The organism is Paenibacillus apiarius (genome assembly GCF_017052585.1).
Classification (GTDB): domain Bacteria; phylum Bacillota; class Bacilli; order Paenibacillales; family Paenibacillaceae; genus Paenibacillus_B; species Paenibacillus_B apiarius.
Map to the genome: position 1 here is coordinate 4,589,560 of NZ_JAFFHZ010000001.1, position 18,192 is coordinate 4,607,751.

The window sequence follows — 18,192 nt, forward strand, 5'->3', positions numbered from 1 at the left end:
GCATGAGTTTTTTTAAGAAACTGAAAGAAAGCATTGCGGCAAAGACCGAATCCGTAACGAATATTTTCAAGGAAGGCTTGGAAAAGTCGCGCAAAGGCTTTGTGGAAAAGGTAGCTGAGCTTATTACCCGCCGCAAAAAGATTGATGAAGAGTTCTATGAAGAACTGGAAGAAATACTTATCGGCGCAGACGTCGGCGTCACGACCGTGATGAACTTGATTGACGAGCTTCGCGACGAAGTAAAGAAACGGAAAATCGAAGATGCGGCCGAGCTGCAGCCGGTCCTGTCTGAGAAGCTGGTAGGGCTGCTGCGTGGCGACGAATCTAATAAGCTGAACATGAACTCGGATGGCATGACGGTCATTTTGTTCGTCGGGGTCAACGGCGTCGGCAAGACAACGACGATCGGCAAGCTTGCCCATCGGTTCAAGCAGCAGGGGAAATCGGTTCTGCTTGCGGCCGGTGACACGTTCCGAGCAGGCGCCATCGAGCAGCTGGAGGTATGGGGACAACGCGTCGGCGTGGATGTCATTAAGCAGCAGGCCGGTTCCGATCCGGCAGCTGTCATGTTCGACGCTGTGCAGGCGGCGAAGCAGCGCGGTGTCGATGTGCTGTTATGCGATACGGCCGGACGTCTGCAAAACAAGTCGAATCTAATGGAAGAGCTGAACAAGATCTTCCGCGTCATTCAGCGTGAAATTCCGGATGCGCCGCATGAAGTGCTGATGGTGCTCGATGCGACGACAGGCCAGAACGCGCTCAGCCAGGCGAAGCTGTTCGGCGAGAAGAGCGGCGTCACTGGGTTGGTGCTGACGAAGCTGGACGGCACGGCAAAAGGCGGAATCGTTATCGCGATTCGCCAAGAGCTGAATTTGCCGGTGAAGCTCGTCGGTCTTGGGGAGAAGATGGAAGATTTGCAGGAATTCGATTCCGAGCAATTCGTCCATGCTTTGTTTGCCGGACTCATTCAAGAACAAGAGCAAAAGGATGCCGAATAAGCTGCTATAGAAAGCAGTTGGCATTTGCGAGGCGTCCCTTCGAGGGGCGCCTTTTTTTGATCTTGGAGATGGGGGGGCTGTTCGAGCTTTTGCTTCACTCTCCCCTTCAATCAGGGGGGCGGATAGAGAGAGTGGCAGCAACCGATTGCCTTGCATATGCGGAATAATTCCCGGATTAGATTATGAACGGTAGTGATATTTTTTCTTAGATGAAAAAACGTAGTGCCTCGATATCGATTTTCTGATGGAAAGGGAGAATGAAGCAAAGGTGTGGGGGAGGCATGAGACATTTCATTAACGATGAAGAATCGATACCCTGCATGTCGAGCTTGATATTGGGACATGTTCTTTGTATAATGGCATTAACTTGATTAATAGGGGAGTTCTTGATGTCGGTAGTTGTTCTTAACTAATCAAATTGGATAGAGTGCATTCCTTCGTTTTGGCAAAATCATCGCATATATGGTGGTTTATTTGTCATGCGCGAATGGAAATGCTCCAATTCGTTAAGAACAATGGCCATCCTTTTGAATTCAACCGACTGCGAACAGCCGTGCTCTTAAGCACGGCTTTTTTATGGATAAGCAAGTATATGGCAGTATGTATACGGGCTTTATTCATCTTGCAGAGATGATACGCTGCGTTCCCGGACCAGGGATCGCGGCGCCGTTTCTGCTTGCGATTATCGTTGCCGGGCATGTGCGGGCTTATTTAGCTTATCTCCCGCCGTACTGGTTGCAAGACGGTAAACAGTCGATCCCTGAACAGGGCAGAAGATGGACGTTAACGTTCATTTTCTGCCCTTTTTGTGTTGATAAGTCGGTAAGTCTACTTTATGAAAGAAGAGTGATACGAATGAGAAATATAATCGAAACGGCAAGCGCAAATGTGCGTCTGGAAGAGGGGCCGCACGTCATCGAACAATTGTTGATCGAGTGCTATTTACGTCCCGGCATTTCGACGAAGGAAATGGCACGGAAGACGATGCTGCCGGTGCCTGTGGCGACAGCGATTAAGAAGGAGCTCATCAAGGCAGGCGCTCTGAAGCAGGATCGGGGCGTGCACTGCACTTTTGCCGGAAATGATTATGTGGAGCGGGAGTGGGGTTACATCGGTCTGGATAAAGAGCTGTACCATAAGCTGATGGCGGACGGCATGGCATGGAAATCTGAACTGGCCGAGCTTCTTCTGGAATGGAACGATGTGTTCCATGCGCGGCCTCAAGTAAACGTACAGATTGATCAATCCAAGTGCACGATGGAGACAAGTGTGAAACGGGCCGTTCTCTGCTTGCGGGAGCATTCGCTTATCGGCAAGCAGGTGCTGTGCGTCGGTGATGATGACCTGGTCAGCGTGTCGCTTGGCTTGCTGTTGAAGCGGCTGTTCCCGGGGAGAAGCAGCCCGAAGACGGGAATCCATGTTGTCGATGTCGACGAGCGGTTTTTGCAGCATATACGTGATATTGCGGAGCGGGAAGATCTGCCCATTACATGTCATACTGCTGATTTGCGGCAGCCTTTGCCGGCACAGCTGCATGGACGCTTCGATTGCTTTTTCACGGATCCGCCCTATACGCTGCAAGGGATGAGCTTGTTCTTATCCAGAGGCATTGGCGCGCTCAAGCGGAGAAAAGGCTTGCCGGTGTTTTTGTCGTTCGCTCACAAATCACCCGGATTTACGTTGAACATGCAGCAGGAGCTTGTCCGCATGGGCTTGATGGTGAAAGAGATCACGCCTCATTTCAATGAGTATGAAGGGGCGCAAATGATTGGCAACCGTGGGCAAATGCTCGTGCTGAAGACGACGGAGCATACGACTCCAGGGCTGACGGATGGTTATGAAGGGGAGCTTTATACCGGCGAAGTGAACCGCACGCAGCGCGTATACCGCTGCAAGCAGTGCGGAGAAGCGGTGCTGGTCGGCCAGGACGGAGATTTCGGCACAATTGAACAACTGAAGCGGCGGGGCTGCTCCGGCTGCGGCAGCTCCGCATTCGAGCTGATCGAGAGAAAACCGGCGTCAAGGCCGGACGAGAGAAAGGGAATTAGCTTTAAAAAACCGAGAACAAAGTAATGGAATTATTGAGCCGCAATTCAAAAAAAGGTCTGCCTAGCCGTTGCGGCGAAGCAGACCTTCAATTCATTCGATTCAAGCCTGGACCGTGTCCGGCTTAGGAGCGGCCAGCTTATGCTCGGGCAGGGCATGCACACCGGATAGCGCATCGCATTCCCGGAACGCGAAGTGTTTGCACCCTTGGCATCGGGCTGCGCTTATACGGGTCAAGGCGAAGTCGATGGCGGCACCCGTCCGTTCGAAGAAATGCTCAGAACCGATACGGGCCGCCAGTCCCGTCTTCTGCATCACCATGCGCGGCTGATCATGGATGCCCGTAACGAGCACCATCCCTCCTTGGCGATGGACCCGGCTTACGAGGGCCGACAAATTCGACTCGGCCGTCGTATCCATATACGGCACGCGCCCCAAGCGCAAAATCAACACAAGCGGCATGTCCCCGAATTGGTCTGTCAGCGACTGCTCGAATGAATGAGCGGCTCCGAAAAACAGCGGTCCCTCTACAGAAAACATGCTGATTTGCGGGCAATATCGCCCGTCTTTGACGATGCGGGAGGACACCTTTGCCTTCCGGTCTGCCGGATCGGGCAGCACCTTGGCTACCTTGACGCCTTCGCTCATCCGCTTAACGAACAGGACGACTGCCAGCACGAGGCCGGCTTGAACGGCCACGGTCAGATTGGCGAACACCGTCAGCAGAAAAGTAACGGACAGAATGAGCGAATCGGCGGTCCGCGTCTTCAAAATGTGCAGAAAGGCTTTGCGCTCGCTCATGTTCCAAGCGACAACCATCAAGATGGGCGCCATGGCGGAGAGCGGAATATTCGAAGCATACGGAGCGAAAAAGAGCAGCACAAGCAGCACCACGATAGCGTGCACGACACCGGATACGGGAGATACCGCCCCGTTCCGGATGTTGGTTGCGGTTCTGGCGATGGCTCCGGTAGCGGGAATTCCTCCGAACAGCGGAGTGATCATGTTGGCTAAGCCTTGCCCGACGAGCTCTCGATTGCTCCGGTGCCGATCCCCTGTCATGCCGTCGGCGACGACAGCGGACAGCAGCGATTCAATGCCGCCGAGCATCGCGATGACGAAGGCGGGTTGAATCAGCTGTACGATGCGGTCCCAGCTTATTTCCGGAATCCGGAATGCGGGCAGTCCGCTCGGAATGGCGCCGAACGTCGATCCGATCGTGGCTACTTGGCCAGGGAAGAACCACGCTGCGGCCAGGCTGGAGACGAGCAGGCCAAGGAGTGAGCCGGGAATCTTGGGCAGCCATTTCGGCGTGAGCAGCAGAACGGCTAGGCAGAGCGCCGCGGTCAGCACGCTATACAGGTTCAACGACGGCAAGTGCACTGCGAGCTCGCGCATGTCGGAGATGAAGCCATCCTGCTTTTCCACGTGCAAGCCGAGAAAATCGGCGATCTGTCCTGTAAAGATAATGACGGCAATGCCGGCTGTAAAGCCGATTGTCACCGGACGGGGGATGAAACGGATGACGGCCCCCAAGCGGAACAGGCCCATAAGAACCAGCATGACCCCGGCCATAAAGCCGGCGATCAGCAAATTGTCGTATCCGTACTGTAAGACGATCGCGAATAAGATAGGGATGAATGCTCCGGTCGGCCCTCCGATCTGGAAGCGGGATCCGCCTAACAGCGAAATGAGCAAGCCGGCGACAATTGTCGTATAGAGCCCGTATTCCGGCTTGACGCCCGATGCAATGGCAAACGCCATCCCTAATGGAATGGCGACGATACCGACGATACTTCCGGAAATGATATCTTTCTTCAAAGCCTGCGCGTTATACCCGGCATAACGGCCGCGCAACAACGGTTTCATGCACTTCTCCCACCATTTCTAAATATCTGATTATTTGAATATATAGAGAATCATATATTCATTTGGCTATTCTGTCAAAGCGGTTGTAGTGTCGTGTAAGGCGCTCATAAAGGGAAAAGAGAGGAAACTCGAGTCCGTTACCCAAATCCCTCTCTTTTATGAAGATTCCTGTTTTTTGATGTTCTCCAGCATGGAGATTGAGTTGACAAGGTGATTGTCGAATATACGCTTTGCCACCTGGAGCAAATCCTTAATCATCGGATCGCGCAGAGAATAAATGACCGAGGTTCCGTCCTTGACGCCGAACACGACGTTCTTGCCGCGCAGGACGGCCAACTGCTGCGAGACGGCAGAACCCTCGATCCCGAGTAGCGACTGGATTTCGTTCACCGTTTTATCGCCGTCGCACAGAACCTCCAATATTTTTATTCTCAAAGGGTGTGCCAACGCTTTGAAAAATTCGGCTTTAAACTGTTGGATGTCCGGATACATGGCATTCTCCCTTATTCATTGAAAGAATCGAATATAGATAAGTGTACCACAAAACCGACGTCCGGGGAAAAGAGGGGCAAAATGAGTTCTGACGGCCCGTGCCTCCCCCCTCAGGATGAAACCGGAGCATTGTCTTGAGTCAGCGCCGCCGCGTGCTTCTTCTTTAGAATGAATCCGGTAAAAGCGGAAAGCAAATACATCGTTCCTCCCACAATATACACGGATTGCGGTCCCCACATATCTGCCACGGTTCCGGCAAACAGCACCGACACGCCAAACAGAACGTATGAGATCGTGCTTTGCGCCGCAAATACGTTCGGCTGCTCGGCCAGTGGAGTGTACTGCTGGACATACGTCCGCTGCGCGATGTCGCGCAGCTGATAAAACGGCCCCATGAGCAGCACGATGGCCAAGGCGACAAATGCTTGCGTATTGAACGCATAACCGTAGGCGAACAGGCTCACTCCGAATGAGCCGACAATGATCGTGCCAACCAGATGGCGATGAATGAGAGCAGACAGCTTGAGCGTAATCAATCCGCCGATAATGGTGCCCGCATAGTATGCGGCATTGATATAGCCCCACCATGCTTCATCCTTCTGCAGCACTTCCTGGGCGAACACTAACGTGACGCCTCCAATCCAGATCCCGCCAGCAATTCCTTCGATAATGTCCATCCAAGTGATGATGCGCAGCTTGGGATGGGTAAATAGAAAGGCCCAGCCTGCCATCATGGATCGGGAACCTTTCTCCTTATGCGCGCCCTGCTCATCATGGGACAGGCGGACGATGAAGAGACAACCTAATAGCAGGAGCCCCGCGGACAACTGCAGCACGAGGGAATGACCGAGCTTCGCGACGAGAATGCCTCCCATCGTCCAGCCGAGCAGCGACAGCATCTGCATGCTGGTAGAAACGAGGCTGTTCGCTTGCACACGCTGGTTCTCTTCCACCAAGCGGGGATAAAGCGCATTAGCCGCCGCGGAAGCGCAGCCCTCCACATAGCCGATCAGCATGATGCCGCAGAACGCATAACCCAGAAATGCGGATGCTGGCAACGCAGAAGAGAGCGGCGTCAATGAGAAGGCGATAAGCGCAGACGCCGCGCACTGAAGAAACAGGAACAAACGGGTAACATGGGCAACCGTCATCTTCCGGTACCAGAAAGGCAGCGAAAAGCTGCTGGACAGCACGGCCAAAGAGCGCACAAAGGAGACCGCTCCGGCAAAGGCGGCCGATCCCGTCAGTTGGTATACGGCGGCAATCAAGGTCATCATGTACAAGGAGCCGGCAAGGTTGGCGAATGACCGGCTTGACAATAACGAGTAAAAGGAACGATTCAAGCAATACACACCCCATTGCATCGTAGAGGTTGTTCAAATAGCAGAAAAGTGACTATTTTTGAACGCGCACTCATAGTAATATTTTCACATTATACCATGCAATAGGGGGAGAGCTAATCATTTTTTTCTAATAATAATTCTACTTTGGTTAAGTGCTCCAGCATGCGCCGGGAAGCGAGCGCTTCATTCTGGTGCAGTATGGCATCGTAGATGAGTCTGTGCTCTTGAAGCAGCTGCATCGTGGAAGAACGTTCGCCGAAGAGCCACATCCGCCTGGTGTTGCCCATATGCTGAGCGCACTGTTGGTGAAACAGCTGCAGCATCGGAATTAAAATGTCATTGTGGCTTGCTTGCGCCAAATGCACGTGGAACATCAGATCGTCCTGCTCGCTTGCCGTTTCGTCCTCCAGATGGGCCTCCATCTGTTGAAGGCAATCTGCAAGCGCAGCCAAGTCCGTGTCCGTCCGCCGTTTGGCGGCCAATCCCGCAGAGCCGACCTCGACTATTTTACGCACCTCGATCAGCGATTTCAACGAGTCGATATCGGTTAGCCAGCTTTGAAGCAAGTCGGACGGAGCTTGCGGCTGCTCGCGCACGAACGTGCCGCCGCCATGGCGAATGTCGAGCCAGCCCATCGCTTTCAGCGCGCTAAGCGCTTCGCGTATCGTTGAACGTCCGACTTGGTACTGCTTGGAGAGCGCTTCGACGGAAGGCAGACGATCTCCAGGCGAGTAGCTGCCGTTTTTCAACTGCCCGAGCAGATGATCCGTTACGAGCTCCGCTCCCTTTTTATATTGAATTCCATTCATCCATGATGCCCTCCTGATATAATATATCGAAATCTTTGTTTTGTTTTTGAAAAAAAATTTTAAATAACAGTATACATCCTCTTCCATCATAAGTTATAATATGCCAAAAGTCATCAGATCACCTGAACAGTTTGACAAATTCATGAACAGAAACAACAGGAGGGGAAAATCGATGATAGTGACCGAAGTGCGGCAAGAGCTGCTGCAGCTTCTTGGGCCGGAGCGTTACCGCGACGATAAGGAGGCGCTTGTCACGCATTCGTATGATGCGACGCCTATGCTGCAATCGCTGCCGGACGCGGTGGTTTATCCTGACTCGACGAGAGAAGTCCAGCATATTTTGCGATTAGCGAATCAGCATCGCATTCCGATCGTCCCGCGGGGGGCAGCCAGCAACTTATGCGGCGGCACAGTGCCCGTATCCGGTGGAATCGTCGTGGCTATGACCCGGATGAACAAGCTGCTCGAACTGGATGCCGATAATTTGACAGCTACCGTCCAGCCTGGATTAAATACGAAGCAATTCCATCGCGAAGTGGAAAAAAGGGGGCTGTTCTATCCGCCGGATCCGAGCAGCATGGTCATTTCAACGCTGGGCGGCAACATTATGGAAGGAGCGGGCGGGCTCCGCGGCTTGAAATACGGCACGACGAAAGATTATGTTATCGGATTGGAGGCCGTCCTGCCTTCCGGTGAAGTTATCACAACGGGCGGCAAGCTGTATAAGGATGTTGCCGGCTATGATCTGACGAAGCTGCTTGTCGGTTCGGAGGGCACGCTCGCAATCGTTACGGAAGCGACGGTGAAGCTTATTCCCGCGCCGCGGGTGAGACAGACGATGCTGGTTGCCTTTCAAGATATATACGCGGCCGCGCGTTCCGTTTCGCGCATAGTCGGAGCGGGCATCATTCCGGCGACGCTCGAATTTATGGATCAGTCCACGATCCGCGTCGTGGAAGAATACAATCATATTGGCCTCCCTACAGATATGGAAGCGGTGCTGCTCATCGAGCAGGACGGACAAGAGAAGGCCAGCATTCAGAAGGACATGGACGCCATCGTGTCGATCTGCAGGGAGGAAGGGGCGGCACGCATTGACACGGCGCGGGATGAGCGCGAGGCGGAGCAGCTGATGAAGGCAAGGCGCAGCGCGCTCTCGACATTGGCGCGCATTCGGCCGACGACGATTCTGGAGGATGCGACGGTGCCTCGTTCCCGCATCGCGGACATGGTGCTGGCCATCAACCGGATTGCGGCGCAGTATGAGCTGAACATTTGCACGTTCGGCCACGCGGGGGACGGGAATTTGCACCCGACCTGCACGACGGATGCGAGAAATGCAGAGGAGCTTCATCGGGTCGAGCAAGCGTTCGCCGACATTTTCGAGGAAGCCATCCGGCTGGGCGGCACGATAACGGGAGAGCATGGCGTCGGCACGGTCAAAGCCCCTTATTTGGAATGGAAGGTCGGTGAAGCCGGCATCGCATTGATGAAAGGCATCAAGCATGCATTCGACCCGAATGGCATTATGAATCCCGGCAAAATATTTGCCAAATCCGCACGGAAAAGGCTGGTGATTACCCGATGAACAGCAAAGAGCATGGCGATCAACGAACAGGCGCCTTGCAGCAGCAGCTGGTTCATACGCTCGATTACGAACAGCTGATGAACTGCATGCGCTGTGGATTTTGCCAGCCTGCTTGCCCGACGTTCCAACAGACGGGTCTCGAAGCGGCATCCCCGCGCGGCCGGATCGCTCTCATGAAGGCGGTGGCGGATGGGCTGATGGAGCCGGACGAGGCGTTCAAGCAGCAAATGGAACTATGCTTGGGGTGCCGCGCATGCGAACCGGTATGTCCATCCGATGTCAAATACGGCCAATTGCTGGAGCAGACGAAGGGTGCTCTATTCGAGCATGCCGAGCCATCTGCCGGGGCGCTTCCGGTGCGGCGCCTTCATAAGCTCGCGAAGCCGATATTCAAGCGCCATCGCCGTTTGCGGCTGATGAGTACGATACTGCAAGCTTATCAGCGCTCCGGCCTGCAGCGTCTTGCCGATAAAGGGAAGCTGCTGCGCTGGCTGCCGGCGCATATGCAGACGATGGAGCGGATTATGCCGCGTGCGGACAGCCGCGGTGTCGTGAAGCGGGTCGGCGGTCATCGTTTTGCGGCCAAAGGCGAGCGGATCGGCACCGTCGGAATGTTTCGCGGGTGCATTATGGACGTTCTTTTTACGGAAACGAATGTAAATACCGTCCGTCTGTTGACTGAATCCGGTTATGATGTCGTCATCCCGGAGGAGCAGTCCTGCTGCGGCGCGCTGTTCTCTCATAGCGGGGATCGGGACACGGCCCGAGAGTTCGCCAAGCAAAACGTGAAGGTGTTCCGGGACGCGAAGGTGGACTACATAGCTTCCAACGCCGGAGGCTGCGGGGCCATGCTGGTCGAGTATGATCATCTGCTGGCCGATGAAGCGGATTGGGTTGAACCCGCCCGCGCATTTGCCTCTCAAGTGAAAGATATCAGCGATCTGCTGCTGCGTTCAAAGCGCTGGAATCATCTTCCTGAGACGGCTGCGCAAGCGGAAACAGCGCCACTATCGGATGCGTCACGCGACAACGCCGTTACGGTGACTTACCAAGACTCGTGCCATCTGCGCAACGTGATGAGAGCCGGCGAGGGGCCGCGCCAATTGCTGCGTCTCATCCCTGACACGAACTTCGTAGAGCTGGAGGGGGCTGAAGTGTGCTGCGGCTCAGCGGGAATCTATAACTTGGTGCAGCCGCAAATGGCGAACGATATTGTGGATTCGAGAATGAAAGCGGTGCGGGACACGAGAGCTTCGATTGTTTTAACGAGCAATCCGGGCTGCCTGCTGCAGATGAAGATAGGCGCAGAGCGGGAAAAAGCGAGCAGAAGTATTCAAGTCATGCATGTCGTCGATTATTTTGCGGAAAAGATATTGAAATAATATTTTATATAAACTATAATCAATCTGTAATTAAATTTCATAAATACTTGATGATACATCTTTGCTGCGCAAGGATGAAACTTTCAGTCTATTGAGGGGGAGTTGATCGTGAACGTTATTCCATTGGAAGCCAAGTGGCTCGTTCCGATGTGCGAGTTATGGAACAGGGAACTCGGCGGCCTCTTTCCAATGCGAGAGGCGCTGCTGCGGCAGAATAGCTTTCAAGATGCAAACGTTTACTACCCGGGCTCTTGGCTGGCACAGGACGATGACGGTACGCTGCTTGGCTTTGTCATTGCGAAGAAATGGCAGGAGCTAGAGCGAGAGATGCAGCTGGGGGAAGGAGCAGGTTGGATTCAAGCGCTTGTCGTGCGTTCGGACAGGAGGGGCGAAGGCATAGGCAGCCTCTTGCTTGCCCTGGCTGAAGGCGCGCTGCGGGAAGCAGGCGTAGAGCTCGTATATATGGGACGCGATCCGTGGCATTATTTTCCGGGTGTTCCGAAAGCGCTCTCATCGTCTCGTCATTGGTTCGAGCGGAGAGGATACGAGTTTCTGTATGAGGTATATGATTTGCTGGCATCCGCAGAGGAAGGTCCGCCGCCGGTTGCTCCGTCATTTTCCGAAGGCGCTTACATCAAAGGGCTTGAACCGGGGGATCAAGAGGAAATGCTGCGTTTCTTCCGTAGATGCTTTCCTGGACGGTGGTGCTATGAAGCGCTCTGTTATTGGGAACGCGGCGGATCAGGCAGAGAGTTTATCGGATTGTTTGCAGGCCGGGAGATGATAGGCTTTTGCCGCGTGAACGATGAGAAGTCGGCTTTGATTGCGCAAAATACGTACTGGGCTCCACTCTTCCAAGAGCCGCTTGGAGGAATCGGACCTCTTGGCGTAGACAGCCGCTATCGCGGAAAGGGATATGGCCTTGCTCTCGTTGAAGCCGGGGTATCTGAGCTCAAAGCGCGCGGAATGAGGCATTTGGTCATTGATTGGACGGAGCTTGTTGATTTTTATGCGAAATTAGGATTTCAACCGTGGAAGGGCTACGATTTGATGAAAAAGTCATTGCGTCAGGCAACATAGATAAAAGCTGACGCAGCGTTTGCCTAATCAAGCTGAACGGCACAACTGCACAGAGAAGCATGGACGTACTTCGCTGCTGCAGAGGTCAAGCATCCCCATTTTTCAAAATTATGTTTCTAATATTTGCGTAATTTGTGAAATATTATTTTAATTTCCATAGGGGGTATTATAATGCGAACATTGCGAAAAACCTTGCTTTTAACGATGACATTGGTCTTATCCTTATCCGTTATCCTTGCAGGCTGCGGCTCAAGCTCCGGCAGCGGCGGCAAAGACGGGAAAGTAGAAATTTCTTGGATGGTCACCTCCAACCCGGCCAAGCAGCCTTGGTATGAGCAGACCGTAAAGGACTTCGAAGCGAAATATCCGAACATTAAAGTGAAGCTGATGACGTTCCCTTACGCTCAAATCGACCAAAAAATCCAAACGATGATTTCCGGCAAAAATATGGCGGACGTCTGGTCCTCCAACTGGAGTGAAGCCGGCTTCGCCACGTTCAATCAATTGGGCATTCTGCTGGATATGACGCCATACCTTGAGAAGGAGCCGGATGTGGTAAAGGGCATCGATCCTCGCCTGCTCGATATTTATAAAGTGGACGGAAAGACGTATGGCTTGCCGATGCTGAACTACGGCACATTCTTGTTCTATAACAAAGATCTGTTGGACGCGGCAGGGCTGCCATATCCGACGACAGACTGGGAAGACCAATCCTGGAATTGGGACAAGATGGTCGAGTACGGCACAAAGCTGACAGATAAGAGCAAACAGCAGTATGGCCTGCTGTATGATGACACGGCGAACAAGCGCGCATGGCTGTTCGGCGGCGACTTCTTTAGCGAAGATGCCTATAAGACCGGCAACATGGGCGAGCCGCAAATTTTGAACAATCCGAAAATTGTGGAAGCAATTCAAAAAAACGCGGATTTGGTGCTGAAGCATAAAATTTCTCCGAACCCGGCTCAGACGGAAGCGATGAACCAGCTTGGCAACCCGTTCATGACGGGGAAAGTCGCGATGATGATCGGCGGAGGCTGGGGCTTCCAGAACTTCAAGCAAGCTGAATTCCGTTGGGGCGCCGCGGCGCTTCCGAACGTGGAAGGGCGCCAAATCTCGCTGTATGTAGACCCATGGAACATTTACAAAAATACGAAGCACCCGGATGAAGCATGGACGTTCGTCAAATTTCTGATGGATCCGAAGGGCGCAGCGAAGACATATGCCGAAAATACAGGGGCTACTCCGGTCTATGAAGAGCTGCTCGATAACTGGTATGTCGATATCGCCAAGGCGATGGAGATGAAGCCGGAAGAAGTGAAGCAATTAAATGAAGGCGTTATCAAGTATGGCCGCGAGTCGGACAATCACTTGATCGCAAAGTTCGATAGCATTTTAAAGACAACGAATCAAACGATGAGTGCAATTTACAACGGAACGAAGAGTGTGGAGGACGGATTGAAAGATATCGACAGCAATTTGCGATCTTTGAATCTGAAATAATTCAACACTCTCTGATCCTCGAAGAAATGGTGGATTCCCCGGCTCGGACTCCGCGCCGGCCGGGGCGTCTTATCGAAAATGAGGTGAAATCATTTGAATACACAACAACGAGCGGTTTCGGAAGACATTGGCGTCAATGCAGACCGCAAGACAAAGATGAAGCTCCATCCGGAAAGAAAGAAGGAAGAGCGGGCCTTCTGGATATTTGCTTCGCCATGGATTATTGGATTCATCCTGTTTACGGGAGGGCCGATGATTGCTTCCTTATGGCTTAGCTTCACATCTTATGATGTAGTCAGCGCGCCGCAATTCGTGGGTTTTGACAATTTCATTTCGCTGTTTCAAGATGCCCTTTTCTTCAAGTCTCTGAGTGTGACCACGTATTATGTCGTGCTGGCCGTGCCCTTTACTATCATGTTATCGCTTCTGCTCGCCGTACTTCTCAATCAGAAGATTAAAGGGCTTCTTGTGTTCCGGACGCTGTTCTATGCGCCGTCCATCGTATCGGGTGTATCGATCGCATTCCTATGGTCGTGGCTTTTGAACCCGGATTTTGGCTTTGTAAACAACATTTTGCATGAATGTTTCGGGGTAGAAGGCTTGGGCTGGTTTACCGATGCGAAGCTCGTCATTCCGTCGATGGTGCTCATGCAGATCACCGGTATCGGCGGCACGATGGTCATCTTCCTGGCGAGCTTGCAGTCGCTGCCGAAGGATCTGTATGAAGCTGCGGATATCGACGGTGCGGGCAGCTTCCGTAAATTTTTCAAAATTACGGTGCCGCTTATTTCGCCTGTTATTCTGTTCAATACGATTATGGCGATCATTTCGTCGTTTCAAATCTTTACGCAAGCGTACGTCATTACCAAGGGCGGACCGGAATGGAACTCGTACTTCTATGTCTATTATTTGTTCGATACCGCCTTTTCACAATTCCGCATGGGGTACGCATCTGCGCAGGCATGGATTTTATTCATTATTATATTTGCGTTGACGATGCTGTCGCTCATGGTGTCAAGAAGATATGTCTACTATGAATATACGAGTCGAAAATAAGGAGGGCAGCCAATGAAGCCGAAACGTTATGTTCACGGAGAGCTGTCCGTGATTCAAAAAACCGCAATTTATGCCGTCTTGTTCTTATTTCTGGGTTTGTTTCTGTTCCCGATCTTCTGGATGGTATCGACATCGCTGAAGACATTGGGGCAAGTATTCCAGCTTCCGATGATATGGATTCCGAATCCGCCGCAATGGGACAATTTTGCCGAAGTATTTCGGGTGTCGCCGTTTGGCACCTATTTGTGGAACACGATCTGGTATACCGGGGTTACGGTGTTTGCGACTGTCTTGACTTCTTCGCTTGTCGCCTTTGCTTTTGCCCGTCTGCGGGCCAGAGGCAGCAAAGTGATGTTCGGTCTCGTGCTCAGCACGATGATGCTGCCGCCGCAAGTGGTCATGATTCCGCAATATTTGCTGTTCAACCAGCTGGGCTGGGTCGATTCTTATTTGCCGCTTGTCATTCCGTCGTTTGCGGCCAGCGCCTTCTTGATCTTCTTGCTGCGCCAATTTTATATGGGTATCTCGCATGAGCTGGACGAGGCTGTGAAAATTGACGGCGGCGGGTATTTTACGATGTACTTCCGCGTCATATTGCCGCTGTCGCTGCCTGCTATGGCGACGGGTGCCATCCTGGAATTTATGTACCGCTGGAATGATTTGATGGGGCCGCTCATTTACTTGAATAGCTCCGAGCATTATCCGTTGTCGTTGGGACTGGCCAACTTTACGGCATCATACGGCTCGACGCCATGGCAGCTGTTGATGGCAGCGTCCGTCATTGCGGTTACGCCGCCGCTTCTGCTTTTCTTCTTTGCGCAGAAGCATTTCATTCGCGGTATTGTAATATCGGGCTCGAAAGGATAAATGAACGCGGTTAAGGAGGAATAGCGATGAAGCTGGGCGTGGAAGTCCTTTTGGAGAAGCATGCGAACGATTATCGCGGCCAACGAATCGGATTGGTTACGAACTTGACGGGAGTCAACCATATGTTGATTCCGACGATTGATTTGTTCCACGAGCATGAACATCTGGGTTTGACCGCATTATTCGGGCCGGAGCATGGCATTCGAGGCGATGCGAAGGAAGGGCAGCATGTCGGCTCTTCCGTGGACAAGGAAACGGGCCTTCCCGTCTATAGCTTGTATGGCGAGACACGCAAGCCCACTCCGGATATGCTGCAGGACGTCGACGTGATGGTGTTCGATTTGCAGGATATTGGGACTCGCTATTATACGTACATTTATACGATGGCTTACGTTATGGAGGCTTGCGGCGAACAGGGAATTCCGTTCGTGGTGCTCGACCGGCCGAACCCGATTAACGGAATGACGCTGGAAGGCAATCTGGTGGACGAGGATTGCCGATCCTTTGTCGGCCTGTATCCGATTCCGGTCCGTCATGGCTTGACGATTGGCGAGCTGGCCCAGCTGTTCAAGGAGCAGTTCGGAGTTCGCTGCGATCTGACCGTCATACCGATGGAGGGATGGTCGCGCAAGATGCATTTCGATGAAACGGGGCTTCTATGGGTGCCGCCTTCACCAAATGCAAGCGGGCTCGATATGGGCTTGCTGTATCCGGGAACCTGTCTTGTGGAAGGGACGAACCTGTCGGAAGGGCGAGGAACGGCGAAGCCGTTCGAGATGGTGGGAGCGCCCTTTATCGATGGATACCGGTTAGCCAAGGCGCTCAATGAGCGGCGCATGCCAGGCATCCTTGCCAGGCCCGTATCGTTCGTGCCGACGTATCAGAAGCATGTCGGTGAACGCTGCGAGGGCGTGCAGCTGCATGTGACGGATCGTACGGCTCTGCAGTCATTCTCCGCCGGTTTGCAGCTGCTGGAGACGATAACAGATATGTATCCGGAATCGTTCAGCTACAAGGAAGCGGATTTTTTCGACCAGTTGGCCGGCACGAAGCAATTGAAGCCGCATATCGAGAATGGCACGACTAGCAGTTATGTGGAGCAGTGCCAACCCGTCTTATCCGCGTTCCGCAAGATGGCATGCAGTTACTTGCTGTATTAACACTGTATGTGTTGATGAGGGGGAAGAACCAATGGGAATCATTGCGATTGACGGTGGCGGAACGAAGACGGTAGGCATTCTGTCCAGAACGGATGGAACCGTGCTGTCTACTGCCAACGGCGGCCCATCGAATATGAATGGCAATCGCGACGAGGCGTTGCGCCAGTTGACTGGCGTCGTTCGCCGTCTTTATGAGGAAGCGGAGCAATCCGGCGAAGCGATCGAAGCGCTGTTTGCCGGCTTGGCCGGGATTGAGCAGGGCGATAACCGCAAGCAGGCGGCTGCCCATTTGCGGCGCCTTTATCCCGATATCTCATCCGTTCAAGTCGATAACGATGCCATTACGGCTCTTTATTCCGGCACGAAGGGGGAGCCAGGAATCGTGCAAATTGCCGGCACTGGTTCGATTACCTACGGGCTCCATCCGAGCGGCCGCAGAGAACGCGTCGGGGGATGGGGTTATATCGCAGGGGACCCCGGCAGCGGGTATTCGATTGGCAGGGAAGCTTTAATCGCCGTTCTCCGTGCATGGGACGGATTGGGCAAGCCAACCGCGCTTACCGAGCTGATTATCGACGCATATAATTTAAGCGCTTTAACTGAACTCATTCCCATCATCTATGCGCAAGAGACGCGTCAACGAGTCGCTGCTTTGGCTCCGCTCGTCATGAAAGCTGCCGATCTAGGGGACGTCGCGGCACAAGGCATTATGGATGCGGCTGCGTATTCGATGGGGGAAGCGATAGCAGGCTTGCACCGCAAGCTCTATGACGGCAAGTTGTGCGCTCCCAATGGAGCGGTGCCGGTCGTACTGACGGGCGGCATCTTTAAACGGGCGGATTTGCTGCTGCCTGCACTGGAATCGACTTGTCACGAACATCAGCTGCAAGCGCAATTCATCCTGCCGGACAGTCCGCCGATAGCGGGAGCCCTCTTCGCCGCCTTGCGGCAATTAGGAGCTTCGCTCGACGGCGAGCTGTCCGGGCGCGTAGACCAGCAGCTTGCAGTAACGTTAGGATAAGAAAATAACGGATAGGTTGTGAGGAAATGGATACGAACATTTCGGCTTTATTAACAGAACAGCGCAATCCGCGTACGATGAACATCGACCAGATGAGCACCTGCGATATCGTCAACGTCATTCATCAAGAGGATCGTTCGGTTATGGAGGCGGTATATCGTGTGCTGCCTCAAGTGGAAGAAGCGGTCGAAAGCGTGTACGCTTCGCTCAAGATCAAGGGAAGGTTGTTCTATGTCGGCGCAGGGACGAGCGGGCGTCTGGGATTTGTCGATGCCGCGGAATGTCCTCCAACATACAGCACGCCGCCTGAGTGGATTCAAGCGGTCATAGCGGGCGGCAACGGAGCGGTATATGCCGCGGTGGAAGGCGCAGAGGATGACGAAGAGCAGGGGGCGGAGGATCTGCGGCAGCGGAGCTTATCGCATTCGGATGTCGTTATCGGTATTGCCGCAAGCGGACGCACGCCTTATGTCATCGGAGCGTTGAATTACGCCCGCAGCATAGGAGCTGCGACGATTGCGTTATCAAGCAATGAGCGGGCGGCCATTAGCCGGGCAGCCGATATTGCGATTGAAGCTCTTGTCGGGCCAGAAGTCGTAACAGGCTCCACGCGGATGAAAGCGGCGACGGACACAAGATGATTTTGAACATGATCTCTACATCCGTCATGATTAAGCTCGGAAAAGTGTATGAGAATTTAATGGTCGACCTCAACGCAAGCAATTATAAATTGCAGGAGCGTGCACGCGGCATTGTCATGACTGTGACCGGAGCGGACTACAAAACAGCCGAACAGACGCTTGCGCTGGCGGATCAAGAGGTGAAGACGGCCATCGTCATGCTGGAAGCGGGACTAGACGCCCGAGAAGCGAGAGAACGGCTTGTCCGAACCGGGGGCTCCGTTCGTCAGGCGATTCACTTAACTTCAAGCGAGTCGTGATTAGAAGGTGATTTTTGGGAGGTAATCTTGAATAGGCAGGT

14 protein-coding genes and 1 pseudogene are annotated in these 18,192 nt (G+C 53.2%); 11 read left to right on the plus strand and 4 right to left on the minus strand.

Translation table 11 applies throughout. From position 1 onward, the window contains the following. The first annotated feature begins 2 nt into the window (after window positions 1–2). Together ftsY and JSQ80_RS20480 are read left to right on the plus strand one after the other, a co-directional pair. Window positions 3–998, plus strand: a complete 996-nt coding sequence (ftsY, locus tag JSQ80_RS20475; RefSeq protein ID WP_206096505.1) for a signal recognition particle-docking protein FtsY — start codon at window positions 3–5, stop codon at window positions 996–998. A gap of 855 nt (window positions 999–1,853) precedes the next feature. Continuing rightward, window positions 1,854–3,071, plus strand: coding sequence for a bis-aminopropyl spermidine synthase family protein (locus JSQ80_RS20480; protein WP_087432793.1), 1,218 nt, complete (start codon window positions 1,854–1,856; stop codon window positions 3,069–3,071). Between the two features lie 75 nt (window positions 3,072–3,146). Here the strand turns inward: JSQ80_RS20480 and JSQ80_RS20485 are convergent, their stop codons facing one another. The 4 genes from JSQ80_RS20485 to JSQ80_RS20500 all read right to left on the minus strand — a co-directional run bounded on the left by JSQ80_RS20485 (window position 3,147) and on the right by JSQ80_RS20500 (window position 7,557). Next, the gene (locus JSQ80_RS20485; RefSeq protein ID WP_206096506.1) at window positions 3,147–4,913 is read right to left on the minus strand and encodes a SulP family inorganic anion transporter; all 1,767 of its coding nucleotides are present in this window, start codon (window positions 4,911–4,913) and stop codon (window positions 3,147–3,149) included. Between the two features lie 156 nt (window positions 4,914–5,069). Then, window positions 5,070–5,405, minus strand: coding sequence for an ArsR/SmtB family transcription factor (locus tag JSQ80_RS20490; RefSeq protein WP_087432795.1), 336 nt, complete (start codon window positions 5,403–5,405; stop codon window positions 5,070–5,072). 110 nt (window positions 5,406–5,515) lie between these two features. Continuing rightward, window positions 5,516–6,748: an MFS transporter gene (locus JSQ80_RS20495; RefSeq protein WP_206096507.1), complete on the minus strand. Its 1,233-nt coding sequence runs from the start codon at window positions 6,746–6,748 to the stop codon at window positions 5,516–5,518. Window positions 6,749–6,861: 113 nt separating this feature from the next. Next, complete coding sequence (locus JSQ80_RS20500) at window positions 6,862–7,557, minus strand: FadR/GntR family transcriptional regulator (RefSeq protein ID WP_206096508.1); 696 nt, start codon at window positions 7,555–7,557, stop codon at window positions 6,862–6,864. A 172-nt stretch (window positions 7,558–7,729) separates the two neighbouring features. Here JSQ80_RS20500 and JSQ80_RS20505 point away from each other — a divergent pair, with 172 nt between their 5' ends. The 9 genes and pseudogenes from JSQ80_RS20505 to murQ all read left to right on the plus strand — a co-directional run bounded on the left by JSQ80_RS20505 (window position 7,730) and on the right by murQ (window position 18,151). Then, window positions 7,730–9,145 (plus strand): FAD-binding oxidoreductase, encoded by a 1,416-nt coding sequence (locus JSQ80_RS20505; RefSeq protein ID WP_206096509.1) that lies wholly within the window; start codon window positions 7,730–7,732, stop codon window positions 9,143–9,145. Further along, window positions 9,142–10,527, plus strand: coding sequence for a (Fe-S)-binding protein (locus tag JSQ80_RS20510; RefSeq protein ID WP_206096510.1), 1,386 nt, complete (start codon window positions 9,142–9,144; stop codon window positions 10,525–10,527). Before JSQ80_RS20505 ends, JSQ80_RS20510 begins: the two co-directional genes overlap by 4 nt. A gap of 108 nt (window positions 10,528–10,635) precedes the next feature. After that, window positions 10,636–11,607, plus strand: a complete 972-nt coding sequence (locus JSQ80_RS20515) for a GNAT family N-acetyltransferase (protein WP_206096511.1) — start codon at window positions 10,636–10,638, stop codon at window positions 11,605–11,607. Window positions 11,608–11,778: 171 nt separating this feature from the next. Next, a complete protein-coding gene (locus tag JSQ80_RS20520) occupies window positions 11,779–13,107 on the plus strand; it encodes an ABC transporter substrate-binding protein (protein WP_206096512.1) in 1,329 nt (442 codons plus the stop codon). A 93-nt stretch (window positions 13,108–13,200) separates the two neighbouring features. After that, window positions 13,201–14,163, plus strand: a complete 963-nt coding sequence (locus JSQ80_RS20525) for a carbohydrate ABC transporter permease (protein WP_240463733.1) — start codon at window positions 13,201–13,203, stop codon at window positions 14,161–14,163. A gap of 12 nt (window positions 14,164–14,175) precedes the next feature. Beyond that, window positions 14,176–15,030 (plus strand): carbohydrate ABC transporter permease, encoded by an 855-nt coding sequence (locus JSQ80_RS20530; protein ID WP_087432802.1) that lies wholly within the window; start codon window positions 14,176–14,178, stop codon window positions 15,028–15,030. A 26-nt stretch (window positions 15,031–15,056) separates the two neighbouring features. Further along, window positions 15,057–16,190, plus strand: a complete 1,134-nt coding sequence (locus JSQ80_RS20535; RefSeq protein ID WP_206096513.1) for an exo-beta-N-acetylmuramidase NamZ family protein — start codon at window positions 15,057–15,059, stop codon at window positions 16,188–16,190. 31 nt (window positions 16,191–16,221) lie between these two features. Continuing rightward, window positions 16,222–17,211, plus strand: a complete 990-nt coding sequence (locus JSQ80_RS20540; protein WP_206096514.1) for an N-acetylglucosamine kinase — start codon at window positions 16,222–16,224, stop codon at window positions 17,209–17,211. Between the two features lie 26 nt (window positions 17,212–17,237). Further along, window positions 17,238–18,151 (plus strand): annotated as a pseudogene (gene murQ, locus JSQ80_RS20545) (N-acetylmuramic acid 6-phosphate etherase). Window positions 18,152–18,192: the final 41 nt, after the last annotated feature.